This is a genomic window from Amycolatopsis sp. cmx-11-12, assembly GCF_046269425.1.
Taxonomy (GTDB): Bacteria; Actinomycetota; Actinomycetes; order Mycobacteriales; family Pseudonocardiaceae; genus Amycolatopsis.
In genome coordinates, this window is sequence record NZ_JADNQM010000031.1 from 41,653 (window position 1) to 66,255 (window position 24,603).

Sequence of the window (24,603 nt, forward strand, 5' to 3'; positions counted from 1 at the left end):
CTTGACCGCCGACCTGATCCTCACCAACGCCACGGTGTACACAGTGGACGGTGTCCGGCCGTGGGCGTCGTCCTTGGCGATCAAAGACGGCCGGGTGCTGTCCCTGGAGGAAATCGAACGCGGGCCGAGCACCGAGGTCGTCGACCTCGAAGGCGCGTTCGTGATGCCCGGTCTGGTCGACGTGCACAATCACCACGCCCTCGCTGGTCGCGCAGCCCTGTACGAGTTGAACTTCGGCCTCGACGCTGGTCTGGACGACATCCTCGCCGCAGTCCGCTCGCGGGCCGAGGGGCTCGGGCCGGACGAGTGGGTGGTCGGCGGTGCTTGGGCGTCCACTTTGGTCAGTACCCTTTCGCGGTCGTCCGCCCGGCACGCGCTCGACGAGGCCGCGGGCGGCCGTCCGGTCATGCTCACCGACGACAGCAGGCACAACCGCTGGGTGAGCAGCCGGGCCTTGAAGCTGGCGGGGGTCACCACGTCGACGCCCGATCCGGTGGGCGGGGAGATCGTCCGCGACCCCGCGACCGGTGAGCCCGTCGGTGTCCTGCTCGAGGCGGCGGGCGTCGCCGTCGAACGGGCGCTCAGCGAGACGCGGACCCTCACCGCCGAGCAGCACGTGGCGGCGTCACGGCACGGGATCGGCACGCTGCATTCGTACGGCGTCACCGCGTTCCAGGACGCCGGGGTCTCCTCGGACATCCTGCGCGCGTTGAAGACCCTCGACGACGCTGGCGAACTGCGCGCGTGGGTGGTGTCGTCGTTGCTGATCAACGACCCGATCTTCGGTTTCGACCCGATCGGCGCGCCGCTGCTGGAGGTCGCCGGGCAGTACCGCGGTGAGCATCACCGGCCCGACTTCGTGAAGATCTTCCTCGACGGCGTCCCGCCGACGCGCACCGCCGCGTTCCTGGAGCCGTACCTGCCGGACGACGCGCACGGGGCCTGTCATCACGGCGCCACCACCATGCCGGGCGACGAACTCGTGGGCTGGCTGCGCACCGCGGCCGCGGCCGGGCTCTCGGCCAAGGTCCACTGCACCGGGGACGCGTCGGTGCGCGCGACACTGGACGCCGTCGAAAAGGTGCGTGCCGAGGGCTTCACCGAAGCACGTTTCCAGGTCGCGCACGGCCAGTTCGTCCACCCCGACGACCTCCCGCGCTTCGCCTCGCTGGGTGTCGCCGCGGACATCTCGCCGTTCCTGTGGGTCCCCGGGGTCATCCCGGCCGCCATCGCGGAGGTGCTGCCCGGCGAACGCGCCGGACGGATGCAGCCGAACCGGTCGCTGCTTGACGAGGGCGCGCTGGTCGCCGGCGGATCGGACTGGCCGGTCAGCGAATCCCCGAACGCGTGGGAGGGCATCCACGGCCTCGTCACCCGCCAGGACCCGACCGGTACGTTTCCCGGGGCGCTGTGGCCGGAGCAGGCGATCACCCTGGCCGAGGCGATCGAGGTCTTCACCCTCGCCGCCGCGCGCGCGATGGGACTGGGCGACGTCACCGGCTCGCTGGTCCCCGGGAAGTCGGCCGATTTCGTCGTTCTCGACCGTGATCCGTTCAAAACCGATCCGAACGCGCTCGTCAAGACAAAGGTGACACAAACGTGGTTCGCCGGGCACCGCGTGTATCACCGCGACTGATCTCCTACACTGGTAGAAGAACCAGTGCGGGAGGTCTGCCGATGCCGAAGATCATCGACCACGACGAACGGCGAAGTCACATCGTCGACGTCACCTGGGATCTGATCACCCAGGGCGGGATCGAGGCCGCCACCATGCGCGAGATCGCGGCGGCCGCCGGCTTCGCCAACGGTGCGCTCAAGCTGTACTTCCCGAGCAAGGAAGACATCATCCAGGCCACCTACGAACGCGCGCTCGGCATGATGCGCGAGTACGTGGAACTGGACGAACTGCGCGGGCTGGTCGCGCTCCGCGAGCTGTGCGTCTCGTCGATGCCGATCGACGAGGACCGCATCGCCGCGGGGCGCGTCCTGCTCACCTTCTGGCAGCTTTCGCTGACGAACCCGAAACTGCAGGACAAGTACCTCGAGCACATCCGCTCGTGGCGGGGCCTGCTGCACCGGTACCTCACCGAGGGCCGGGAGGACGGCGACATCGTCACCGAGACCCCCGACGAGCAACTGGTCGACGAGGTCGTGCTGATCAACGCCGGGGCGAACGTGATGAGCCTGGTCGCCGGGGAGTTCTCGACGATCGCTTTGCAGCGGCAGCACCTCGAGTCGTTCTTCGCCCGCCTCGCCCGCCCCTGACGCCTGGGGCTGAAGGGCGCTTTCCCCGCATCGTATGCGGGGAAAGCGCCCTTCAGCTCGCCGCAAGTAGGTGACTAATTGCGGCGGTCGAAGACCCGAGTCAGGAAGCTCGCTACGTGCGCGTGCGACCGCGGCGAAGCCGGGAGATCGGTGTACAGGCCGTAGAAACCGTGGATCTGCCCCGAATACCGGGTCATCTCCACCCGAGTACCGGCGTCGGTCAGGCGCCGCGCGAACTCCTCGCCCTCGTCCCGCAGGACGTCGTACTCGGCCGTCAGTACCAGTGCCGGCGGAAGCCCGGTCAGGTCAGTGGCCCGCAAGGGCAGCAGATACGGATCGTTCAGCTGCGCCGGATCCGACACGTACTGATCGAAGAAGAACCGCATCGCCCCGGCGGTCATGCCGAACCCCTCGGCGAAGTCCGCGTAGGACCGGAAACCGTCGTCCGGGTGGCCGTAGACCGGGCAGATCAGCACCTGCGCGGCCAACGGCGGACCACTCCGGTCGCGGGACATCATCGAGACCACCGTCGACAGATTGCCGCCGGCACTCTCCCCGCCGATCGCGATCCGCCCCGGATCCACCGCCTCCCCCGCACCGCCCGAAGCGAGCCATTCGACGACGTCGTAGCAGTCGTCCGGCGCCGCCGGGAACGGATTCTCCGGCGCGAGCCGGTAGTCCACCGCCACGACGGCGACCTTCGCCGCGTTGCACACCGCCCGCGACGCGACCTCGTTCTCGTCGATCGAGCCGATCGTCCATCCGCCGCCGTGGATCCACACGAAAGCCGGGGCCGCCCCCGCGGCCTCAGGCAGGTAAAGCCGCACCCGGACACCGGAAGGCAGGACGTGGTCGGTGACCGAAGCGACCTCTTCGACCGTTTCGGGAGGCTGCCACGAAGCGGCGAAAGCGGCACGCAACTCAGCAGCCGTCGGCGGAAGGGCAGGCGCGTCGGGCAGCTCGCTGCGGGCGAGCAGTTCCTTGACCGCGGGATCCAACGTCACGGCTACACCGCTTCCGCGACGAGGACCCGCGGGCTGCCCGGCAGCGCGAGCCGGTCGGTGACCCGCCAGCCCGCCTCGGCCAGCCATTCCCGGACCTCGGCCTCCGGGTAGACGACCGTCCCGTCGATCACCAGGTACTCACCCGCGTGCAGCGCGTCGATCGGCCGCTGGTTCGCGTCGTCGTCGAGGAAGAAGTCGAGCAGCAGCAGTCGCGCGCCGGACGCGGCGGCCGCGCGGGCGTTGCGCAGGATCTCCGCGTTCTGCTTCGCGTCGAAACGGTGGACGACGTGGTTGACCATCACCAGGTCGAACTCGCCTTCGGGGCGCGCGGTGGGCGTCTCCGCGCCGATGACGGTCGCGCGGTCGGCGAACCCCGCTTCAGCCGCCGCGGCGGTGACCGACTCGGTGAAGCCCGGGTCGAAGACGAACGTCGTGCGCAGTTCTTCGTTGGCCTTCATGGCTTCGACCGCGAACGCGCTCGACAGCCCGCCGAGGTCGAGCAGCTTCCGGTGGGGGCCGAAATCGAACGCGCCGGCCAGCATCTTCGCGTGTAGGGCGTTATACGTCATCACACCGGACATGAACGTGCCCCAGCGCGCGTCGTCCATCTCCAGCTTGCCGGGCTCGCCGCTGTCGGCGGTGTGACCGAACTGCAACCAGTGCGGATAGCTGATGGCGTCGAGAAAGGTCAGGAACGGCGCCAGATCGAGGTCTCCGACGCCGAGGTACTCCGCCGCGTCGGGGGCCAGTTCGTATCGTCCGTCCACACGGGACAGCAGACCGAGTGATGACATGGCGTCACCGAGGATACGGGTGATCTTCTCCGGTTTGCCGGTCTTCCCCGCCAGTTCCGCGGCCGTCAGCGGCCCGTCGGCGAGCGCGGTGAACAGCCCGATCCGGCTCGCCGCGAAGAGTTGCTTGGCCGCCATGTAGCCCACGGCGATGTCCACGATCCGCTCGGGACCGGCAGTCTTGGTCGACCCGCTCACGGGTGCCCTCCTTAGCTCGTTTCCGCCGAGAGTCTACAGATGTAGACAAAAGAATCCAGTGCAAGTTTTCCCCCACCACCAGGAAAAACCTGCCGGATATCAACTTCCTACATTCGTAGAATATACCCATTGACAGTACCGCCCCCCAGTGTCAACATGCGTAGAACTACCCCCGCCGGAGGCCCGTTCCCCGGCTGTGCGGTCCGCTTCGGGCGGGCTCGGGAAAGGGGATTCATGACCCTGCTCGAATTACGAGAACTGACCGTCGGTGTGATCGCCGACGAAACCGAACGCGAACTGGTCCGCGAACTCTCGTTCGACCTCGAACAAGGCCGGACACTCTGCGTGGTCGGCGAATCCGGCAGCGGGAAAACGGTGACGGCCTTGTCGATCATCCGGTTACTGGAGTTCGTCGCGCCGGTGTTCACCCGCGGTGAGATCATCGTCGACGGCGTGGATCTCACGCGGCTCTCCACCGAAGAGATGCGCTCCTACCGTGGCCCGCGAATCGGGATGATCTTCCAGGAGGCGCTGGATTCGCTCAATCCCAGTCAACGAGTCGGCAAACAGCTGATCGAGGCCTATCGCAAGCCCGGTTCCCTGCCACGCCAAGCCGCGCGCAAGGGCACCCCGTTGCACCGCGAGGCCGAGGCGAAGGCACGCGGCCTGGTGAAGGAGGTCGGCCTCACCGACACCGACCGGGTGCTTTCCCTGTACCCGCACCAGATGTCGGGCGGGATGCAGCAGCGCGTGATGATCGCGCTGGCCCTGATGGCCGACCCGAGCCTCTTGATCGCCGACGAGCCGACCACGGCTTTGGACGTGACCACGCAGGCGGAGATCCTCACCCTGTTCGACCGCGTCCGCCGCGACCACGGCACCGCGTGCGTCTTCATCACTCACGACATGGGCGTGGCCGCGCAGGTGGCCGACCGGATCGCGGTGATGTATCGCGGTGAACTGGTCGAACTCGGGTCCAAAGAGGACATTCTGCACGCGCCGAAGCATCCCTACACCAAGGCGTTGCTCGACTGTGTACCGAAACTCGGGGTGAGCAGGCGCGATGGCTTCCCGACGATCTCCGAGGCGATGCTGGAAGCCGCGATGAACGGCGAATCGGCGATCGCGACCGAAACCAGGCCATTGAGCCGCGCGAAGACCGAAGGCACCGGCGAGGGCACCACGCTCGTCATCGACTCGGTGTCCAAAGTGTACGGACGCCGCGGGCGGTTCTCGCTGAACCGCGAGCCCGAGGTGCACGCGGTCAAGAAGGTGTCGCTGGAGATCGCGCCGGGCGAGTTCTTCGGCCTGGTCGGGGAATCCGGTTCGGGCAAGACGACACTCGGCCGCCTGGTGAGCGCGCTGGAGACGCCGACCGAAGGCACCATCACCTTCGGCGAACATCGGTGCACCCCGGCCGGTCTCGACGGCGACGAGCGCTCGTTCCGGCGTCGCGCCCAGCTTATCTTCCAGGACCCGCAGAGTTCGCTCGATCCCCGGCACACCGCCGCCCGGATCATCGCCGAACCGCTCCGGGAACTCACCGGCCTGCGCGGCGCCGAACTGGACCGCCGGGTCACCGAACTGATCGACGAGGTCGGGCTCCCCTCGGACACCGCCAAGAAATTGCCGTCGCAGCTTTCCGGCGGACAGCGGCAGCGCGTCTCGATCGCCCGCGCGATCGCCGCCGAACCCGACCTCATCGTCGCCGACGAGCCCACCTCCGCGCTCGACGTCTCGGTGCAGGGCCAGGTGATGAACCTGCTGCTCGACCTGCGGCGCACCCGCGCGCTCAGCTTCCTGTTCATCACGCACAACCTCAGCCTGGTGCTCTCGGTCGCCGACCGCGTCGGCGTGATGTACCGGGGCGAACTGATCGAAATCGGCGACCCGGACGAGATCCGGCTCCGCGCCCGGCACGAGTACACCCGCCGTCTGCTCGCGGCGAACCCCGAAATTGGAGTGCGGAACCTATGAGACGAACCCTGACCTCGGCCGCGCTCGGCGTGGCGACCGTCCTGCTGCTCAGCTCGTGTATGGGAGGGCAGGCGGGCGGTGGCGCCGCGGACGGGCCGCCGAAGCCCGGCGGCAACCTGAACGTCGCCGTGCCCACCGACCCGCAGTCCCTCGACATGGTCGCGAACCCCGGCCAGGTGACCGCGCATATCGGCAACATGCTGTACGAGAAGCTGTTCGAAGTGGACAAGGGCTTCACCGCCCGGCCCATGCTGGTCGAGGACTTCACCACCAGCCCGGACAGGCTCACCTATACCTTCAAGCTGCGCCAAGGCGTCACCTTCCACGACGGCAACCCGCTGACGTCCGAGGACGTCGTGGCGAGCCTGAAGCGGTGGCAGCAGGTCCACCGGACCGGTCAGCTGGTCACCCCGGACATCGAGGCGATCACCCCGGCCGACCCGGCAACGGTGACCATCAAGCTCAAGCAGCCGCGCTACCCGCTGATCAACGAACTCGCCGGCGCGGGAACGGAGATCTACGAGGCGAAGAACCTCGCCGGTGTCCCACCGACCGGGTTCGCCCAGGACAAGGCGATCGGGACCGGGCCTTACAAGCTGAAGAGCTGGGACATCGGCCGCGAACTGGTGCTGGAGCGCTATCAGGGCTACAAGTCCCGGTCCGAAGAGGACTGGGGTGGCCAGGCGGGCGCCAAGCACGCGTACCTCGACACCGTGACCTACAAGGTGGTCTCCGACCAGGACGCGCTGATCAACGGCCTCCAGACCGGGCAGTGGGATCACATCATGCCCACCAACGACCAGTACGAGACCCTGCGCAACAACCCGGCCGTGGTCGTGCACAACCTGCCCGGCGGCAACGACAATGTGATCATCCCGAACTTCAACACCGGTTCGAAGTTCGCCGATCCCCGTGCCCGCGAAGCGCTGAACCTGTTGCTGGACAAACCCGCGATCAACGCGGCCACCGGCGGCAGCAAGGATCTCACCGTCGAAACCGGCGCCTTCGCCTCCCCGGACAACAAGCAGTTCTATTCCACCGCGGGCGAAGAGGTCTACAAGAAGCACGATCCGGAGAAGGCCAAGCAGTTGCTGGCCGAGGTCGGGATCACCGCCGGCGCGACGATCCGCATCGTCACCACGAACTCCTACCCCGAGTTCGGCAAGTGGGCCGTGCTGATCCAGGACAGCCTCTCGAAGATCGGCATCAACACCAAGATCGACACCTTCGACTTCGCCACCATGCTCGGCACCTTGACCAAGGAACCGGGCGGCTGGGACATCACCACGCTGTTCTTCGACTCGGCACTGACCTCGCCCGCGCAGATGCCCGCGCTCACCCTGGGCACGCTGAACGGGTCTTCCTCGCCCGAACTGGACGGGCTGATGGCCGAATTCAACGCCTCGACCACGCCCGAGCAGGCGAAGACCGTGGTGGACAAGCTCCAGGCGTTCACCTGGAAGCAGCTGTCGGTGATCACCCTGAGCCAGTCCAAGCTGTACGCGGCCTACTCCCCCAAACTCAAGGGTTACGGCGACTTCTACCGCGTATTCTGGAACACCTGGCTGGCATCATGACCGGTCTGCTACTGCGCAGGCTGCGCGATCTGGTGATCATCCTGGTGATCGTCGGGACGATGATGTTCTTCGTCATCCGGCTGATCCCCGGTGACCCGGCGCAGACCATCCTCGGCCCGACTGCGCGTCCGTCCGATGTGGACGCGTTGCGGGAGAGCATGGGGCTGAACGGAACACTGTGGGAGCAATATCTCGGCTGGGCCGGAAACGTGCTGCAAGGCGACTTCGGCACGTCGATCACCTACCACGCGCCGGTGCTCGGCGTGGTCGCCGACCACATCCTGCCGACGCTGACGCTGGCCGTGCTGTCCACGGTGATCAGCTTCTTTCTCTCGGTCGCGATCACGTCCTGGCAAGCCGTGTCGCCGCGCAACCCGGTGGCACGGCTGCTGGACCGGATGTCCGCGCTGGGCATGGCGATGCCGGACTTCTGGATCTCGCTGATGCTCGTGCTGGTGTTCTCGGTGACGCTGCGCTGGTTCCCCTCCAGCGGCTACGAAAACCTGTTCACCGACCCGGCGACGGCGGTGCCCGCGCTGGTGCTGCCGCTGACCGTGCTGATCATCGGGCAGACCGCGTTGTTCGTGCTCACCCTGCGCGAAAGCCTGCTCGGCGAGCTTCCGCTGGCGTATCTGCGCACCGCACGGGTCAAGGGACTGTCCGAGCGGCAGGTCATGACCAAACATGTCCTGCCGAACGCGCTGATGCCACTGATCACCCAGCTGGGCAGCAACTTCGCCATGCTGGTCGGCGGGATCGTGATCATCGAGTCCATCTTCGTCGTGCCGGGGCTCGGCCATCTGCTGATGGGCGCGGTGTCCACTCGGGACTTCCCGCTCATCCAGGGTGTGACGCTGTTCGTCGCGGTGCTGTTCGTACTGGTCAACCTGCTGGTGGACCTGTCGTACGCGCTGCTCGACCCGAAGGTGCGTGTCTCGTGAGCGTGGCCCTGGTGGAAAAGACGCCGTCGGTGCGCGAGGCCCCACCGTCCGGCCGGGTGGCTCGGGTGTTCCGGCGTAATCGGATGCTGGTCATCACCACCGCGCTGCTGGCGCTGATCGTCCTGACCGTGCTCGTGCTGCCGCTCTTCCTGCCCAGCGTGAGCGCGACCGATCCGGTCAACCGGCTCCTGCCGCCGTCGGGCGCGCATCCCCTCGGCACCGACTCGTTCGGCCGTGACGTGCTCGCCCGATTGGTCTCCGGCGGGCGGGCGTCGCTCGGGTTGTCGGCCTTGATCACCCTGTGCGCGGCCTTCACCGGCCTCGTGATCGGGCTGATCAGCGGGTTCTTCCGGGCGGCGGACGCGGTGCTGATGCGGGTGATGGACGCCTGGATGTCGTTCCCGGCGATCATCCTGGCGATGGCGCTGGCGATCTCGCTCGGCGCGAGCATCTGGACCGAGTTGATCGCGCTGACGGTGATCTTCACACCGTTCACCGCCCGCGTCATCCGCAGCCGGGTGCTCGGCATCGCCGGCCGGGCGTACATCGGCGCGGCCAGGGTTTCGGGAATGAGCAAGGGGAAGATCCTCGTCGTCCACGTGTTCCCGAACGTGCTGCCGCTGGCGCTGGTGCAGGTGGTGATCCTGTCCGCGGCCGCGATGCTGGTCGACGGCGCGATGAGCTTCCTCGGCCTCGGTATCGCTCCTCCGACCCCGACCTGGGGCAACATGATCGCCGAAGGGCGGTCTTACCTGGTGCAGGCGCCCTGGCTGGTGATCGCGCCCGGCGTGACGATCATGGTGTGCGTGTTCCTGCTGAACCTCATCGGATCGTCGCTGCGGATCGCCGTCGACGCCCGTGCGCGGACGCTGAGCGAGATGCAACGCCTGCGCACCCGCCGCCCCTCCGGCAGCTGAGAAAGGATTCCGTTGTCTGCCACTACTTCTCTGGCCGTGCGCCGTTTCGTCCCCGAGGTCGTCTCGGGACCGCCGGTACTGCTGGTGCACGGATTCGCCTCCGACGGGCACACCGACTGGATCACCACAGGATGGCCCGCCGCCCTCACCGCCGCGGGTCGCGAAGTGATCGTTCCCGACCTGCCTGCTCACGGCTCCAGCCCGGCACCCGCAGGCTCGCTCGGGGCGGCCGCGATCACCGGCGAACTGTCGCGGCTCGTCTCGGATCTGTCCGAAGTGGACGTTGTCGGTTACTCGCTGGGTGCCCGGTTGTCCTGGGAACTGCCCACCCAGGCGCCGGTGCGGCGACTGGTGCTGGCCGGCGTGAGCCCGTTCGAGCCCTTCGGCGCCGTCGATGTCGCGGCCGCGCTGGCGTTCGCCGACGGCGGCAAGGCACCGTCCGATCCACTGACCGGGATGATCGCGCACATGATCACCGCACCGGGGCGGAATCCGGCCGCGCTCGCGCGGTGTATCGAGGATCTGCGCGCTGAACCGTTCACTCCGGTCGTGGGTGCCGTCGCCGTGCCGACACGGTTCGTGGCCGGTACCGACGACCCGGTGAGTCAGGGCATCGAGACGCTCGTCGAACTGGTGCCGGGAGCCTCGCTGGTGCGGGTGCCCGGGGACCACGGCGGGGCGCTGCGGAGCCCGGAGTTCAAGGCGGTCGTGCGGGAGTTCCTCGGGTAGGGACTTAGTTTCGCGCCTGTGCCGAGGTGCCGTTGGTGGCGATTTTGGGTCAGGCCCAGGAGTTGTTCTCGTACCCACCAGTCACAACGATGACGTCCCGAGCGCCGGTACCGAGCGGGCCGGGGTGGTCGTGAGTGGCGATTCGTGTTCTAGTCCGATCGCACTCACGAGTTGAGGACTCGCTGATCCGGGCCGCCGTGAGGACAATACCAGCCCTTCCGGATGTCGCGAAAGCCACTTTGGGGACGCCTGATGTCCCCAAAGTGGCTTTCGCGACACGGCCGCTGGACATCACGGACCGACGCACACCAGCACCACCGCGGACGTGCAATGAAGGACGCTTTCATAGCAAATTTTGCTATGAAAGCGTCCTTCATTGCACATGCGACAGGCGTCAGAGGGTCCCATCGGCGGCGACCGAGCGGTCCAGCCAGAGGTCCTCCAGAGCGTCCCGCACCTCCGCACCGTGCTCGGAAGCCAGCCGTACAGCACCCAAGTTGTCCTCTAGTTGCACGAGGCGGCTCACCCCGAACAGTACGTTCGCCACCGGTGCGTAGGTGAGACAGAACGCGATCGCCAGCTGCGAAGGACTCACCCCGAAGTCTCCGGCAACAGCGGTGACACGACTGGCGGCGGCACGGATCGACTCCCGGATACCGCCAGGATCCGCACCGATCTTCCGGTCCGGGGTCTTGCCGAGCAACACCCCGCCCTCGAACACGTCCGACGCCTGCAAAGTCAGCCGTCCGGCCTCGAAATGCGGGCCGTAGAAAGGACCTTCCGCCATGGACCGCCGCGCGACGCTGTACTTCAGCTGGGCGAAACTCGGCGCCGGAAGTCCCTTCTCAGAAGCGAAGTCCAGCGCCCGGTCGAGATCCGAGGCGAGCCAGTTGTTCACGCCCCAGACGTCGAACCGGCCGAGGCGGATCTGTTCGGCGACTTCGGTGACGATCCGCGGGATGTCCGGCCGTTCGAAGTAGTCGCCGACCACGACCGCTTCCGCGCGGTCGACGCCGATCCTGTCGAACGAGGTCGCGAGTTGCTCGGCGAAACCGGTGTTCGGGTAGTCCCAGAGCCAGAGTTTCCCGCACAATTGATAGTCGTCGCGGTCGATCCCGGCGGTTCGGACGGCCTCACCGAAGAGGAGATCCGTGCGCGACTGTTCGGAATGCGGTCCCATGTTGTAGTGGGCCACGTCGAACAGCGTGACCCCGGCGTCGATCGCGTAGCGGATCAGACGCACCGCGTCGTCGAAGTCCATGCGGTCCCAGGTGTTCCAGGATCCCAGGCTCAGCGCCGAAGTGGCGAAGCCCAGCCCGTTCTGCTTCTCGTTCACGAGATTTCCTTTCACTGGCAACGGAAACAAGTTTTAGTCTACGATCGTAGAATGAACAAGAGACTCGTAGTGGTGACCGGCGGTGCCAGTGGCATCGGCCGCGGAGTCGCCGAAGCCTTCCAGTCCGCGGGCGACCGCGTGGTCATCGCCGACGTCGACGCGCGCGCGGCTCACGACCTGGCCAAAGAACTCGGCGCGGAACACGTCGAACTCGACATCTCCGACCCGGGCTCGGTCGACGCGGCGCTGGCGCTGATCACCGGCGACTTCGGACCGGTGGACGTCCTGGTCAACAACGCAGGCCTCGCCGGAGGCGGCGGACCGTTGGTGGGACTGGACATCGGCGTCTTCGACCTGTGCATGCGGGTGAACTTCCGCGGCACCTTCCTGATGACCCGCGCGGTCGGCGCGCATATGCTCGAAGCGGGCACCCGTGGCGCCATCGTCAACATCACCTCCATCGGCGCCCGGCAGCCGACTCCCGGACTCGGCCATTACGAGGCCACCAAGGCCGCGGTCGAGGCGCTCACCCGTTCCGCCGCGCTCGAACTGGCACCCCACGGGATCCGGGTCAACGCCGTCGCGCCCGGCCCGGTGCTCACGCCGATGACCGCCGGATTCGCCTCGGACACCGCCGCCCGCGCGGCGTGGGAAGCGAGGATCCCGTTGGGAACCATCGCTTCCGTCGCCGACGTGGTGCCGTCAGTCCTGTTCCTCGCCTCCGCCGACGCCGGCCATCTCACCGGAGTGAGCCTCCAGGTCGACGGCGGGCAACTGCTCACCTGAGTGGACGACGCGGCCGCCGGACACGGTAAGTTCGACACCGACGTCCGGCAGGTCCGCGAACGCGGTCTCCAGCGGATTCGCCGCGAGCACACAGAAGTCGGCGACGCGGCCCACGGTCAGCGACCCCTTCCAAGCAGCCGCCCCGTCCTGCTCGGCGGCCGCGACCGTGTAGCAACGCAGAAGCCGGGTCATCAGCTCGGCGTCCACTTCGGACGCTTCCAGCATCCGGGCGGCCGCGGCGATGTGCACCCGCCAGTCCGGGGTGACCACCGGCGCGTCACTGCTCAAGGTCAGCGGGACACCCGAATCGAGCATCTCGGCCAGCGGCCAAGCGCGAGCGCCGACCTCCGCACCGAGAGCGTCCGACAACATTCCCCGCATCGCCACCGCGATCGCGGGCTGCGTGGTCAGGCCGACCCCCGCCGAAGCCATCCTCGCCAGCTGATCCACCGTCACCAGATCCCCGTGCACCAGGTGGTCACCTCGGCGGAGCGAGCCGAGTGCGGCCTCGATGCTGCGGTCCCCCGTGGCGTGCACCGCGACCACCATCCCGGCCTCATGGGCGAGGTCGATCATGGCGGCGAGATTGCCCGCGCGTCCGGGATCGTCGTCGCCGTCCACCAGCAGGGCGCCGTGTGAACCGTCGACGTAGCAATGATGTGTCCACGCGGACCGCATCGGCGGGATCCCGTCGGCGAAGATCTTCACCCCGGGCACGGTGAGCCACAACGGATCCGCGGCCGGTGACGGCGTCGCCAGCCCGCGCTCGAAGTCCTCCAGCGAACTGGCGCCGTCGAGCAGGCCGAACAACCGCAGCGCGGTCACCCTCGCCCGCAGAAGCCCCTCCACGGCCAGTGCCGCGTACTCCTCCAGCACCTCGGCGCCGAAGCAGCCGGTTTCACCCGGGCCCAGACCGGGCTCGGTGTAGCTGGTGATGCCGAGTGACGCACACAGGTCTCCCGCGCGCAGGATGGCGGCCCGCCGTTCGGCCGCGGTGCGCACCGTTTTCTCTTCTCCCCCGGTGAATCCCGCACCACCGATGAGCGTGTCCGGCCATCGGGCACCGAGCCAGGTCGCGTGGAGGTGCGAATCGTTGATACCGGGCAAAACGGTTCTGCCCGCCAGTTCGACCACCTCGGTCTCCGGACCGACGTGATCCAAGGCGACATCACCGACGGCGACGATCCGGCCGTCGCGCACCGCCATCGCCCGCACGACGGTGCCCGCCGGGTCGAAGGTGAGGATCGGACCGCCGCGAACCACGAGCGATGCGGGGCGAATACGTTGCGACGGCATGGTTTCCTCCAGGATCTGGACTTTTTCTCCTACGACTGTAGACTAAAAAGATGGTCAACAGAACCGAAGCGGCGGTGCTCACCGAACACGGCTCAGCACTCACCTTGCGGGAACTACCGCTGCCGGAAGAACCGGAACCGGGCGCCGCGCTGGTCCGGATCACCTGCACCACGCTGTGCGGCACCGACGTGCACCTCTGGTCGGGCCAGATGACCTTCCCCGGCATGCTCCCGATGGTGCTGGGTCACGAAATGGTCGGCGAGGTGGTGGCGGTCGGACCGGGCACCACCGACACCCTCGGCCGGGAGATCACCGAAGGCGACCGCATCGGCTGGTCCGAGTCGACCTGCGGAAAGTGTTACGGCTGCACGATCCTGCGCGAACCGGTCGCGTGCGAGAAGCGCGGATACGGCTTCCTCCAGCGTTCCGACATCTTCCCGTACGCCACCGGCGGTCTCGTCCGGTACTGCTACGTGACCCCTGGCGCGGCCAAGCTCCTGCTTCCGGACGATGTCAAGGACACCTGGGCCTCGATGTCGGGCTGTGCGGGCAAAACCGTTCTGCGGGCCGTCTCGCGTTCGGGCGGGATCCGTCCCGGTGCGACGGTCATCGTCCAGGGTGCCGGTGCGCTGGGCGTGTTCGCCACCGCCGTCGCGCGGATCTCCGGCGCGGGCGACGTGATCACCATCGGCGGGCCCGCCGACCGGCTGGAGACCGCGGAACGCTTCGGCGCGACAGCGACGATCCCGGTCGACGGCACCGCCGAAGACCGCATCGAGCGGGTCAAGGAACTCACCGATGGCCGCGGCGCCGACCACGTCTTCGACTTCGCCGGCGGGCCGACCATCGGCGAAGAGGCCGTGGCCTTCGCCGCGCAACGCGGCACGATCGCGATCGTCGGCTCCACCGGTCCCGCGCCCTCCCCCGTGGCGCTGGGCACCGTGATGGGCAAGGAACTCACGGTCGTCGGCTCGCTCAACGGCGACATCGCCGACTATCACCGCTCGGTGGACTTCTTCCGCACGTTCGCCGACCGGCTGCCCTGGGACGAACTGTTCAGCGCGCCCGTCGGGCTTTCCGAAGCTTCCCGGAGCGTCGAGTCGATGTCGCGGCTCGGCGAACTCAAAGCCGTCATCGATCCCCGCCTTCCCTAGGAGACTTCCGTGTCCGTCATCCCCCAGCGCCGCATCGGCCGCGACGGCCCGCTCACCGGCGTGCTCTCGCTCGGTTCCTGGCACACCTACGACCGGATGGACTTCCGCGAGGCGGTGAACCTGGTCCGCACCGCGGTCGATTCCGGGATCACGCTCTTCGACGTCGGCGTCTACGGTTTCCCCGGCGCCACCCCGGTGTACACCGACGTGCTGTTCTCCGCCATGGTCCGCGCGGCCGGGATCAAGCGTGAGGACTACCTGCTTTCGGCCAAGCTGTGGCTGGAGGGCTACCCGGAGCACAACCTGCGCGACCAGCTGGACAACGCGCTGTTCCGCGCCGGGGTCGAGCACGCCGATCTGGTGGTGCTGGGTGATCTCCGGCGTGACGACACCGATCTGCACCAGCTCGTGCTCGATCTCGAGGAACTGCGCAAGGCCGGGCTCATCGGGCAGTGGGGCGTGAACAACTGGTCCGCCACCACCATCCGCGCCCTGCACGACTTCGCCGCGCGAGAGAACGTCCCCGGCCCCGCCATCGCGCAGCTGAAGTACAGCGTCGCCCGACGGTCCATTCCGGACGGTGAACCCTTCAAGCACGTCTTCGGCGAACTCGGGGTCACGCTCCAGTCCTCGGACATCTTCGAGGGCGGGGTCCTGCTGGGCAAGAACAGCGGCGCGCGTCAGGTCGGCCGCGATCCCGGCGACATCCGCGAGCGCATCGCCTCCTCCGCACCGGAACTCGCGAAGATCGCGGGCGACCTCGGCGTGACGACGGCGCAGCTGTGCCTGGCCTTCACGCTCACCCACCCGGCCAACACCACCACCCTGTTCGGCGCGACCAGCACCGACCAGCTCAAGGACAACCTGGGCGCCGTCGACCTCGTCGAGCGCATCGGCGCGAAGCAGCTGCGCGAACTGGTCGAACCGTTCTGGGCGGACCGCGACACCGTCGACCCGGAGGGACCGTGACGACCTTCGATCCCGAACTCGCCGAAGCCCTGGAAGGCCTGCCCTCCGGACCTCCGCTCGGCGCCGAATCGCTGGCGAGCGTTCGGAAAGCACTGGCCGAGGGGAATCTGAGCTGCGCCGAGGCGATCGGCGACCGTGACCTCGTCTGGGAAGACCGCACCGTGCCCGGCACCGACGTCGTCGTCACCGTTGTCAAACCCCGGGATGCCCAGGGCGTACCGGGGTTCTACAACATCCACGGCGGCGGCATGGTGCTGGACAACCGGTTCGCCGACCTGCCCCGGATGGTCGCGCTCGTCGAGGAGTTCGGTTTCGTCGCGGTGACCGTGGACTACCGGCTCGCGCCCGAGCACCCGCATCCGGCGCCACTCGAAGACTGCTACGCGGGCTTGACCTGGATGGCCGAGAACGCCGGTGAACTCGGCTTCGATCCGGCGAGACTGATCGTCGGCGGTGGCAGCGCGGGCGGTGGCCTCAGCGCCGGGATCGCCTTGCTGGCCAGGGATCGCGGCGGACCGGCGCTGGCAGGACAGCTCCTGCTGTGCCCGATGATCGACAGCGCCAACGACTCGCTGTCCACAGTGGAATTCGCCGAACGCGGAGTGTGGGGCCAGGCGGCCAACGAGTTCGGCTGGCGCTCTCTCCTGAATGGACAGACCTCACCGTACGCGGTCCCGGCGACCGCGACGGATCTCACCGGGCTCCCACCCGCCTTCATCGAGGTCGGCGCGGCCGAGATCTTCCGCGACGAGGACGTCGACTACGCGCGGCGCCTCTGGCGAGCGGGAGTGCCCACCGAACTGCACGTCTGGGCGGGCGCGTACCACGGTTTCGACCGGTTCGCCCCGGACAGCGAGGTGGCCAGGGCGGCACGCGCCACCCGGACCTCCTGGCTGCGCCGCACTATCGGGAGAGCATGAACCGCGCGGCCTGCTCGCCGACCAGCACCGCCGGCGCGTTGGTGTTGCCCGTGGTCACCCGCGGCAGCACCGACGCGTCGGCGATCCGGAGCCCTTCGAGCCCGTGCACGGCCAGCTCCGGATCGACCACTGCCAGTTCGTCGGTCCCCATCCGGCAGGTCCCGACCTGGTGGTGGTAGGTGATGGCGGTCCGCCGGACATAGTCGCGGACATCGGCATCGGGCCCCGGATACAGCTCGCGGGCTCCCCAGTCCTCCGCCAGCGCGGCCGCCCGGCCGATCTCCCGGCATTGCTCCACCGACGCGACCAAGCTCTCGAAGTCCGCCGGGTCTTTCAGCGCGGCGAGGTCGATTAGCGGCTCGTCGAGCGGACCCGGCCCCGAGAGCCGCAGGCTGCCCCGGCTGCGTGGCGTGACCATGCCCGCCATCAGCGAGAACCCGGTTTCCGGGCCGGTCATCCATGGTTCGTACATCGGCACGCTGAAGTGGATCGGCTGAGTGTCGGGCACTTCCAGGCCGGGACGGCTGCGCCAGAACAGATGGGTCTGCGTCGCCGAGCGGCCGGGCGCGGGCGGCTCGACCTCACGACGGTCGGTCGCGAAGATGACCGGGCACAGTAGATGGTCGTGCAGGTTCAGCCCCACTCCCGGTAGCTCGGCGACGACGTCGATGCCGTGCACGTCGAGTTCGCCGACCGGTCCGATGCCGCTGCGGAGCAGGATCGCGGGCGAGGCCAGCGCCCCCGCGGCGAGCACGACCTCGTCGGCGAAGACCTTGCGCAGTTCGCCGTCGACCTCGGCCAGCACGCCGGTCACCTTGGTGCCCTCGATCAGCAGCCGGTGCACCAGCGCTCCCGTGTGGACGGTCATCCGCTCGGCTGCGGGCTGTCCGTACGCGAGCCAGGTGTTGAGCCGTTTGCCGTCCCGCGTGGTGACACGTTGCACCGAGACACCGTCGAGCTCGTCACCGTTGTAGTCCGGGTTGAACGGCAGACCGATCTGCATGGCAGCGTCCACAATGGACTGCTGGATCGGGTGCAGCGGCTCGTTCGGCACGACGTCGAGCAGGTCCTTCTCGATCCGCTCGAACACCGGGCGCACGTCGTCCCACCGCCAGCCGGGCAGATCCCAGCCGTCGTAGTCGGCGGGGGCGCCGCGCACCCAGATCATCGCGTTGAGCGAATGCGATCCGCCGAGCACCTTGCCGCGCGGCAGATGCAGCCGCCGGTTCGCCGCGTGCGGCTGCGGCATCGTGTGGTAACCCCAGTCCTCCGGACCGTGCCACAGCTCTCCCGCGCGCGACGGGTCGTGGATGGCCGGGTTGGTGTCCGGCCCGCCGGCTTCGAGCAGGGTCACCCACGCCCCGGAGTCGGCCAGTCTCCTGGCGACCACCGATCCGGCCGAACCCGCTCCTACCACGATGACGTCCATGTCCCCCACCCTCGCAAGTCGGGACCCCGTCCGGCGGATTCGGTTCGCTGGCCGACAATCGGCGTGCCCTGGCGGGCAAGACCCGGGACCGCGTGGCGCCCGATACTCGATCACACACCGGTCGAGGAGGAGCTAGCCATGGCCACACGCCTGTTCATCGACGGACAGTGGACCGCCGCCGGAGGCGGGTCGCTGCCGACGTACGATCCGGCCACCGGCCAGGTGATCGAGGAAGTCGGCACCGCGTCGGCCGCCGACGTCGACGCCGCGGTCTGCGCCGCCAGGAAGGCGCTGAACGACCCCGCCTGGGCGGGACTGCTGCCGGTTCAGCGGGCCGCCTTGCTGTTCAAGCTGGCGGAACTGGTCGACAAACACCACGAGGAGCTGGCCGTGCTCGAAACCCGCGACCAGGGCCAGCCGATCGGCATCTCCCGCCAGGTCAGCGTCACCGGCTCGGCCGAACACCTGCGGTACTTCGCTGGCTGGGTGACGAAGATCCAAGGCACCACCAATCCGGTGTCCTTCCCGGACACGCTGCACTACACGCGCCGTGAGCCGGTCGGGGTGAACGCGCTGATCACGCCGTGGAACTTCCCGCTGATGATCTTGGTGTGGAAACTCGCGCCCGCGTTGGCCACCGGCAACACCGTGGTGATCAAGCCCAGCGAGGTCACGCCGCTGACCAGCATCCGGCTGGTGGAACTGGCCGACGAGGCCGGGTTCCCGCCGGGCGTGGTCAACCTGGTCACCGGCGACGGCGCGGTGGGCGCGCTCTTGAGCGGGCACGGCGACGTCGATCACCTGTCCTACACCGGGTCGACGGCGGTCGGGAAGCTGATCACGGCGGCGAGCGCGGAGTCGAACCTCAAACGGCTCACCCTCGAACTCGGCGGCAAGGCACCCAGCATCATCGCCTCGGACGCCGACATCGACGCCGCCGTCGCGGGCAACCTCGCGGGCGCGACGCTGAACAGCGGGCAGGTCTGTGCCGCGTACACCCGGTTCTTCGTGGACCGCAAACGCGAACAGGAGTTCGTCGCGAAACTGGCCGCCGGGCTCGAGGGCCTCAAGCTGGGGCCGGGCCTGGACGAATCGAGCCAGCTCGGGCCGCTGGTGTCCGCGAAGCACCGCGAGCACGTGGACTTCCTCGTCTCGACCGGTCGCGAGCAAGGCGCGGAACTGGTCACCGGCGGCCAAGTGCTTGATCGCGATGGCTACTTCTACTCGCCGACGCTGTTCGCCGGTGTCGCCGACGACATGACGATCATGCGCGAAGAGATCTTCGGGCCGGTCCTCGCTGTCACCGCCTACGACGATCAGGACGAGTTGCTGGCACGCGCGAACGACACCGAGTACGGGCTCGCTGCCACCGTATGGACCCGCGATCTCGGTGTCGCGCACCGGTTCGCCAACGGCATCCGGGCGGGCGCGGTGTTCGTCAACATGCCGCCGATCCCCGACATGGCCGCGCCGTGGGGCGGGTACAAGGCGTCGGGCTGGGGTCGCGAGATGGGCCCGTGGGCGATCGACGCGTACACCGAGATCAAGTCCGTCTGGCTGCACTACTCGTGACCGCAGGCGACGCGGTGAACTCGACCGCGATGAGCAAGTCGCAGATCGCCTACCACTGGATCAAGGCGCGCATCGACGACGGCACCTTCTCCCCCGGCTACCGGCTCGTGTTCGGACAGATCGCGCAGGAACTCGGGGTCAGCACCGTGCCCGTGCGCGAGGCGGTCCGGCGGCTGGAGGCCGAGGGGCTGGTGACCTACGAGCACAACATCGGCGCGCAGGTCGCGATGGCCGACGAGAGCGACTACCAGCACACCATGCAGACGCTCGCGCTCGTCGAGGGCTACGCCGCCGCGCTGGCGGCGCCGTCGTTGCCCGGCAAGGCACTCGACGAGGCGAAAGAACTCAACGCGGAACTGACCGCCTGCCTCGACAACTTCGAGCCGTCGCGGTTCACCGCGCTGAACCGCGACTTCCACCGTGTCCTGTTCGGCACCTGTCCCAATCCACAGGTGCTCGACCTGGTCAACCGCGGCTGGAACCGGCTGGCCGGACTGCGCACGTCGACGTTCAGCTTCGTCCCCGGCCGCGCGCACGAATCCGTGCGGGAGCACCAGAACATCCTCGATCTGTTCGACAGGAACGCGCCAGCCGGGGAGATCGAGCTGGCGGTGCGGGAGCACCGGCTGACGACGCTGGAGACGTTCCTGGCCTGGCGGCATCCCTAGGACGGCACGGCCTCCGGTGGCGGGAACGCGTAGAAGCGCACGGAAAGTTCCTTTTCGTCCGCCGCCGGACGCCGCCGTCGGTGGCAGTACCGTGTGATCAACTCGCGGTACTCCACTTCCAGTTCACGGAATTCCTCTTCGGTCAGCCGGGTCGACGTCCGCTGAGCGGTCGCCCACGGGCCGAACTCGTCGCGGTGTTCCGCGGCCCAGGACAGCAAAGCGACCTCGTTCGCGTATTTGGCGTCGAGGAACGCGGTGACCCGCTCCCGGTCCGCGCCGTCGTAGTCGTCCGGCTTCGGCTCGCGCAGGTCATGCGGGATGGAGATCCACTGTCCCTTCCGGTCACGGCGCACGAAACCGTTGTCCTGCAACGTCTTCAGGCATTCGGCGACTTCGGCTCGGTGGAGACCTGTCCGGCGTGTCACGTCGTCGGCTGTCGCGGGAAGTTCGCTCACCACCCGCTGGTATCGCGGGTCGTCCCGCATCGCGATGTCGCGCAACGTCACCGTTCGGCGGGGCATCGTGGTACTCAACAGCCGCCGCGCGGCGAGGGCCAGGACCACGGCGACCGGGATCTCCACGAAGACGGCGAGCGCGATACTGGTCCACCGCTCCGCCGACGTCCAGCCGAGCATGACGTCGAACCACGCGTCGCAGCACAAAAGCGCGGCCGTGGCCGACAGCAGCGGAACGGCCGACCGACGGCGGCGCAACCCGAGCCACGCTCCGGCGGCGAAGCAGAGCAGGAGGGCGACGTCGAACCCGACCCAGGCCGCGCGCCACTGGCCGGTGTCGTACCGGTCGGGCAGCGTTTGGGCGAGGTAGACGGTCCAGGGCACGAGGAGGACCGCCGCGCCGGCGAGGAAGGCCAGCAGTATCCGTCGGATCATGATCATGACGTTAGGGGCGGGGCGCCGCCGCCGACATCCGGGATTCTCCCTACTCCGGGCTCGGGGTCGGTGCGATAACCCGACCAGCCGCCACCGGGGTGGGAAGCTGCCGGACGTCCCGGTGCTCCTGCTCAACGAGGCTTGAGTCTCCACCCACTGGAGCCTTTATCGTCGCTTCCATGACGATCAAGGTTCTGGACACCTACCCGGCGATGCGCGAGATCCTGCGTGCGCCGCGGGCCGACCGCGCCGCGCTGCTCAAGGCGATGGTCGAGCCCGCCGCCGGGATGTACCGCTACTTCCCCGGCGACGTCGACCTCGTCGCGATGCACGCGATGAGTTCCGGTTTCCCGCTCGACAGAGACGAAGAACGCTGCCTGGAAGCACTCGACACCCTGCGCGAAGCCGACGCCTGGAACCGTATCCAGCGGGCACTCGACGACGCCGTCACCACGCAGGCGGCGGCGACACCCGGCATCGCGGTCCCGGACATCACCGTCCTCATCGTCCTGGGTGATCCCGGCGACGAGCATTTCATGGGCCCGAACCTGGGTATGACGGCGAACGGCAGCGTGTCCGGCTACATCTACCTCAACTTCTGGCCGTACCCGGAGAACCTGGAGCGGCTGGAGGCGACGGCGGTTCACGAGCTGAACCACAACCTTCGCTACAGCCCCGGCGGGGTGATCTGGGACCCGGCGACGGTCACCGTCGGCGAGCAGATCGTGTCCGAAGGGCTGGCCGACGCCTTCGCCCGCCAGCTGTACGGCGACGACCTCGGCCACACCCGCATCGGTGTGCCGCATCTGCACGACGACGCGGTGTTCGCGAAGGTGCTCACCGGACTGGAGATCACCGGGATGCACAACTTCGCGGCCTGGGTGCACGGCGACGAGACCGCCGCCCGCTACGGCGGCACTCCCGTCGGACTGCCGACCGGTGCCGGGTACGCGGTCGGCAACCGCCTCGTCGACGCCTACCTGGCCGCGACGGGCCGCACCGCCGCGGAGGCCCTGCTGGCGGACCGCCGCGACGTCATCGACACCGCGCTCGCCCGGCTCTCCTAGATGAGTGATTCCGTGAAGATCGTGTGAAGTGCAACCCCGCGAAGGAATCCTTCCCTTGACCGTCATAAAGGACACTGGTTGGGGCCGAATTATCCGATTGATCATCGATTGCCCGTATTACCGGATCTGCGAGGCCCCTCAAGGACTCGACATGCTCAGATGGCCGTGGCCGTCTCGGTCGCCCCTTCAGTGCGAACCAAGGTCGTGAAGGCCTCCTTGCTTACCCTCAAGGTAGGCAAGGAGGCCTTCACAACATTGGCGATACGGACATACGGCATCCAATCGGACGATTCGACTCGAAAAGCGTCCTCTGTGGACAGTCCTAGTGCTTCACGTGATTTTCACGGAATCAACCGTCTAGGACTCGCGGCGCCTCGACCGGATCGTGAGCGCCACCAGCGCGCCACCGAGCAGCAGCAGGAACAGGCCGGAGACCAGCAGGCCACGGACCTCGCTACCGGTCGAGGCCAGCGGGCCACTGTCGGACGGCCCGCCACCCGGCGTGGTCGCACCCGGCTGGCCAGGCGTGGTGCCGCTGGTCACCCCTGGCCCCGGCGTCGTGCTCGAGGTACTGCTGCTGGTGGTCGGCGACGTGCTGCTGCTACTGCCGGTAGTGCTGGTCGGCGAGGTGCTGCTGGACGACGTGCTGGACGAAGCCGTACTCGACGGCGCACTGCTCGAAGTAGTGGCGCTACTCGAAGTGGCGCTGCTACTCGATGTGGTGGTGCTACTCGACGACGTCGGGCTGGTCGTGGTCGAGCTGCTGCTCGTCGGTGAGCTGCTCGTCGTGGTCGAGCTACTCGTCGGACTCGTCGTGGTGGTCGAGCTGCTGGTCGTCGTGGAGCTGGTCGTCGTCGACGAACTGCTGGTCGGGCTCGTGGAACTGGGCGACGTGGTGCTGGAAGAAGACGAAGTCGAGCTGCTCGGCGTCGTGGTCGGCGTACTGCCGCATTCGGGCAGGTCGCCGGTGAACGGGTAGGCGTGGAACTCCTGCCCGCCACCACCGGTGGCCTCCGAGCTGTGCACCAGGTTTCCCGTGGTGAAGAAGCGGCCGTTCATCCCGGACGCGGTGATCGTCGCGGTACTCCCCGGGTCGCCGATCAGCACGCTCCCCTGGAACTGGGCGCCACCGGCGATCTTCACCTTGGTGGCGTCCGGGAAGTTCCACAGCAGGCGTTCCCGCAGCTTGTTGATCGGGTTCGTGTCGCCGGGGTCGCCGGTGAAGGTGTTGATCGTCCTGGCGGCGCCCACCATGTTGACCAGGATCGTCGCCCCGGCCGGGATGCCTTCGAACTCGATGCCCTGCATACCGCCGTTGGCCGCGGTCACGTCGAAGTCCACGGTGAACACCTGCAACGCGGATTTCCCGTCCCCGGTGAACAGGGTGCGGTGTCCCTCGTTGCGCGCCGTGCCCGTGGTGGGGCGCGGCGCGGTGCCTTCGCGTGCGTAACACTGGCTCGCCACTCGAAGATCCTCGCGCAGTCCCACATAGGGTTTCGCCGCGTCGGGGTCTTTTCGGAGCGTTCCGTCCACCGTCCCGGTGACGGTCCCCGCGTGCCGGACGACACCGTCGTCGGCGACCAGCCGTTGCTGCGCGGCGACACTCACGTTCCCGCCGGTGGTCAGGAAGTCCGCGCCGTCCGACGGCGGGACCCGCGAGCCGACACCGGCGATGCCGACGTTGTAGATAGCGGACACACCCGTTCGTTTCGCCATGTTGAAATCACCGAGGACGACGACTCGTCCTTCGGCTTCCGCGGCCGCTTCCCGTACCTGGAAGTCGCCGCCGACATAGACGTTGATGCCGTTGTCCCGGCCGGCGTAGGGCCCATTGTTCACCGGCGGGTACTTGCCGGGGCAAGCATCGCCGACACACGGACCGAGGCCGCCGGGTAATGGGGCCGCGACCGCGCCACCGGTGACGACAAGGGCCGCCACGCACACCGCCGCGGCGGCACCGGCAGAGATCGAGGCGAACCGCCTTGCACGCATGCGGCGATTCTTGTGCCGATCGACCGGGTGAACACAATCGAAAACCGGAAATACCCCCGACCGGGCGAGGATGATCACCCACCCCGTTCGTGTTCGTCCAGTGTTGTCCGGGGAAGGAAATTCTT

At 68.0% G+C, this 24,603-nt stretch carries 21 protein-coding genes; 14 read left to right on the forward strand and 7 right to left on the reverse strand.

The features are described 5' to 3' along the window. Position 1 precedes the first annotated feature (1 nt). Together ACLARN_RS32885 and ACLARN_RS32890 are read left to right on the forward strand one after the other, a co-directional pair. Positions 2 to 1,636: an amidohydrolase gene (locus ACLARN_RS32885; RefSeq protein WP_409495364.1), complete on the forward strand. Its 1,635-nt coding sequence runs from the start codon at positions 2 to 4 to the stop codon at positions 1,634 to 1,636. A gap of 41 nt (positions 1,637 to 1,677) precedes the next feature. Then, the gene (locus ACLARN_RS32890; protein ID WP_409495365.1) at positions 1,678 to 2,265 is read left to right on the forward strand and encodes a TetR/AcrR family transcriptional regulator; all 588 of its coding nucleotides are present in this window, start codon (positions 1,678 to 1,680) and stop codon (positions 2,263 to 2,265) included. Positions 2,266 to 2,339: 74 nt separating this feature from the next. Here the strand turns inward: ACLARN_RS32890 and ACLARN_RS32895 are convergent, their stop codons facing one another. Both ACLARN_RS32895 and ACLARN_RS32900 read right to left on the reverse strand, forming a co-directional pair. Continuing rightward, entirely contained in the window at positions 2,340 to 3,269 is a 930-nt protein-coding gene (locus tag ACLARN_RS32895; protein WP_409495366.1) for an alpha/beta hydrolase, read from the reverse strand. 2 nt (positions 3,270 to 3,271) lie between these two features. Then, positions 3,272 to 4,258, reverse strand: a complete 987-nt coding sequence (locus ACLARN_RS32900; protein WP_409495367.1) for a methyltransferase dimerization domain-containing protein — start codon at positions 4,256 to 4,258, stop codon at positions 3,272 to 3,274. A 234-nt stretch (positions 4,259 to 4,492) separates the two neighbouring features. On the opposite strand from ACLARN_RS32900, the gene ACLARN_RS32905 reads away from it, so the two are divergent. Genes ACLARN_RS32905 through ACLARN_RS32925 form a run of 5 tightly spaced genes read left to right on the forward strand, consistent with a single transcriptional unit; the run spans position 4,493 to position 10,399 of the window. Then, a complete protein-coding gene (locus ACLARN_RS32905) occupies positions 4,493 to 6,235 on the forward strand; it encodes a dipeptide ABC transporter ATP-binding protein (RefSeq protein ID WP_409495368.1) in 1,743 nt (580 codons plus the stop codon). Then, positions 6,232 to 7,812, forward strand: a complete 1,581-nt coding sequence (locus ACLARN_RS32910) for an ABC transporter substrate-binding protein (RefSeq protein ID WP_409495369.1) — start codon at positions 6,232 to 6,234, stop codon at positions 7,810 to 7,812. The genes ACLARN_RS32905 and ACLARN_RS32910 overlap by 4 nt, the downstream gene beginning before the upstream one ends. Continuing rightward, positions 7,809 to 8,753 (forward strand): ABC transporter permease, encoded by a 945-nt coding sequence (locus ACLARN_RS32915; RefSeq protein ID WP_409495370.1) that lies wholly within the window; start codon positions 7,809 to 7,811, stop codon positions 8,751 to 8,753. Before ACLARN_RS32910 ends, ACLARN_RS32915 begins: the two co-directional genes overlap by 4 nt. Then, complete coding sequence (locus ACLARN_RS32920; RefSeq protein ID WP_409495371.1) at positions 8,750 to 9,670, forward strand: ABC transporter permease; 921 nt, start codon at positions 8,750 to 8,752, stop codon at positions 9,668 to 9,670. Before ACLARN_RS32915 ends, ACLARN_RS32920 begins: the two co-directional genes overlap by 4 nt. A 30-nt stretch (positions 9,671 to 9,700) precedes the next feature. Further along, positions 9,701 to 10,399, forward strand: a complete 699-nt coding sequence (locus ACLARN_RS32925) for an alpha/beta fold hydrolase (protein ID WP_409495415.1) — start codon at positions 9,701 to 9,703, stop codon at positions 10,397 to 10,399. A 394-nt stretch (positions 10,400 to 10,793) separates the two neighbouring features. Here the strand turns inward: ACLARN_RS32925 and ACLARN_RS32930 are convergent, their stop codons facing one another. Further along, positions 10,794 to 11,735, reverse strand: a complete 942-nt coding sequence (locus ACLARN_RS32930) for an aldo/keto reductase (protein ID WP_409495372.1) — start codon at positions 11,733 to 11,735, stop codon at positions 10,794 to 10,796. A 69-nt stretch (positions 11,736 to 11,804) separates the two neighbouring features. Between ACLARN_RS32930 and ACLARN_RS32935 the strand changes: the two genes are divergently transcribed. Further along, a complete protein-coding gene (locus ACLARN_RS32935) occupies positions 11,805 to 12,521 on the forward strand; it encodes an SDR family NAD(P)-dependent oxidoreductase (protein ID WP_084750451.1) in 717 nt (238 codons plus the stop codon). Here ACLARN_RS32935 and ACLARN_RS32940 read toward each other — a convergent pair. Continuing rightward, positions 12,438 to 13,817 (reverse strand): amidohydrolase, encoded by a 1,380-nt coding sequence (locus ACLARN_RS32940; RefSeq protein ID WP_409495373.1) that lies wholly within the window; start codon positions 13,815 to 13,817, stop codon positions 12,438 to 12,440. The genes ACLARN_RS32935 and ACLARN_RS32940 overlap by 84 nt on opposite strands. Positions 13,818 to 13,867: 50 nt before the next feature. Between ACLARN_RS32940 and ACLARN_RS32945 the strand changes: the two genes are divergently transcribed. From ACLARN_RS32945 to ACLARN_RS32955, 3 genes are read left to right on the forward strand one after another with little or no spacing between them, the layout of a single operon-like run. After that, the gene (locus ACLARN_RS32945; protein ID WP_409495374.1) at positions 13,868 to 14,971 is read left to right on the forward strand and encodes a zinc-binding dehydrogenase; all 1,104 of its coding nucleotides are present in this window, start codon (positions 13,868 to 13,870) and stop codon (positions 14,969 to 14,971) included. A gap of 9 nt (positions 14,972 to 14,980) precedes the next feature. Continuing rightward, on the forward strand, positions 14,981 to 15,940 hold the full coding sequence (locus ACLARN_RS32950; RefSeq protein ID WP_409495375.1) for an aldo/keto reductase: 960 nt from the start codon (positions 14,981 to 14,983) through the stop codon (positions 15,938 to 15,940). Beyond that, positions 15,937 to 16,860 carry an alpha/beta hydrolase gene (locus ACLARN_RS32955; RefSeq protein ID WP_409495376.1) on the forward strand — a complete coding sequence of 308 codons (924 nt, stop codon included), beginning with the start codon at positions 15,937 to 15,939 and terminating at the stop codon, positions 16,858 to 16,860. The genes ACLARN_RS32950 and ACLARN_RS32955 overlap by 4 nt, the downstream gene beginning before the upstream one ends. Here the strand turns inward: ACLARN_RS32955 and ACLARN_RS32960 are convergent. Further along, on the reverse strand, positions 16,844 to 18,289 hold the full coding sequence (locus ACLARN_RS32960; protein WP_409495377.1) for a GMC family oxidoreductase: 1,446 nt from the start codon (positions 18,287 to 18,289) through the stop codon (positions 16,844 to 16,846). The genes ACLARN_RS32955 and ACLARN_RS32960 overlap by 17 nt on opposite strands. Positions 18,290 to 18,427: 138 nt before the next feature. Here ACLARN_RS32960 and ACLARN_RS32965 point away from each other — a divergent pair, with 138 nt between their 5' ends. Next, positions 18,428 to 19,861 carry an aldehyde dehydrogenase family protein gene (locus tag ACLARN_RS32965; RefSeq protein ID WP_409495378.1) on the forward strand — a complete coding sequence of 478 codons (1,434 nt, stop codon included), beginning with the start codon at positions 18,428 to 18,430 and terminating at the stop codon, positions 19,859 to 19,861. Then, a complete protein-coding gene (locus ACLARN_RS32970; RefSeq protein WP_409495379.1) occupies positions 19,858 to 20,529 on the forward strand; it encodes a GntR family transcriptional regulator in 672 nt (223 codons plus the stop codon). Before ACLARN_RS32965 ends, ACLARN_RS32970 begins: the two co-directional genes overlap by 4 nt. Here ACLARN_RS32970 and ACLARN_RS32975 read toward each other — a convergent pair. Continuing rightward, entirely contained in the window at positions 20,526 to 21,419 is an 894-nt protein-coding gene (locus ACLARN_RS32975) for a helix-turn-helix domain-containing protein (RefSeq protein WP_409495380.1), read from the reverse strand. The two genes, ACLARN_RS32970 and ACLARN_RS32975, sit on opposite strands and share 4 nt — an antisense overlap. Before the next feature lie 179 nt (positions 21,420 to 21,598). Here ACLARN_RS32975 and ACLARN_RS32980 point away from each other — a divergent pair, with 179 nt between their 5' ends. Beyond that, the gene (locus tag ACLARN_RS32980) at positions 21,599 to 22,486 is read left to right on the forward strand and encodes a DUF2268 domain-containing protein (protein ID WP_409495381.1); all 888 of its coding nucleotides are present in this window, start codon (positions 21,599 to 21,601) and stop codon (positions 22,484 to 22,486) included. Positions 22,487 to 22,843: 357 nt separating this feature from the next. Here ACLARN_RS32980 and ACLARN_RS32985 read toward each other — a convergent pair whose 3' ends face one another. Beyond that, positions 22,844 to 24,478, reverse strand: coding sequence for a choice-of-anchor A family protein (locus tag ACLARN_RS32985; protein WP_409495382.1), 1,635 nt, complete (start codon positions 24,476 to 24,478; stop codon positions 22,844 to 22,846). Positions 24,479 to 24,603 lie beyond the last annotated feature (125 nt).

Coding starts and splice junctions, on each gene's coding strand:
- ACLARN_RS32960 (WP_409495377.1), bottom strand. CDS start 18,289: ATGGACGTCATCGTGGTAGGAGCGGGTTCGGCCGGATCGGTGGTCGCC.
- ACLARN_RS32915 (WP_409495370.1), top strand. CDS start 7,809: ATGACCGGTCTGCTACTGCGCAGGCTGCGCGATCTGGTGATCATCCTG.
- ACLARN_RS32975 (WP_409495380.1), bottom strand. CDS start 21,419: ATGATCCGACGGATACTGCTGGCCTTCCTCGCCGGCGCGGCGGTCCTC.
- ACLARN_RS32965 (WP_409495378.1), top strand. CDS start 18,428: ATGGCCACACGCCTGTTCATCGACGGACAGTGGACCGCCGCCGGAGGC.
- ACLARN_RS32910 (WP_409495369.1), top strand. CDS start 6,232: ATGAGACGAACCCTGACCTCGGCCGCGCTCGGCGTGGCGACCGTCCTG.
- ACLARN_RS32945 (WP_409495374.1), top strand. CDS start 13,868: ATGGTCAACAGAACCGAAGCGGCGGTGCTCACCGAACACGGCTCAGCA.
- ACLARN_RS32985 (WP_409495382.1), bottom strand. CDS start 24,478: ATGCGTGCAAGGCGGTTCGCCTCGATCTCTGCCGGTGCCGCCGCGGCG.
- ACLARN_RS32905 (WP_409495368.1), top strand. CDS start 4,493: ATGACCCTGCTCGAATTACGAGAACTGACCGTCGGTGTGATCGCCGAC.
- ACLARN_RS32890 (WP_409495365.1), top strand. CDS start 1,678: ATGCCGAAGATCATCGACCACGACGAACGGCGAAGTCACATCGTCGAC.
- ACLARN_RS32940 (WP_409495373.1), bottom strand. CDS start 13,817: ATGCCGTCGCAACGTATTCGCCCCGCATCGCTCGTGGTTCGCGGCGGT.
- ACLARN_RS32980 (WP_409495381.1), top strand. CDS start 21,599: ATGACGATCAAGGTTCTGGACACCTACCCGGCGATGCGCGAGATCCTG.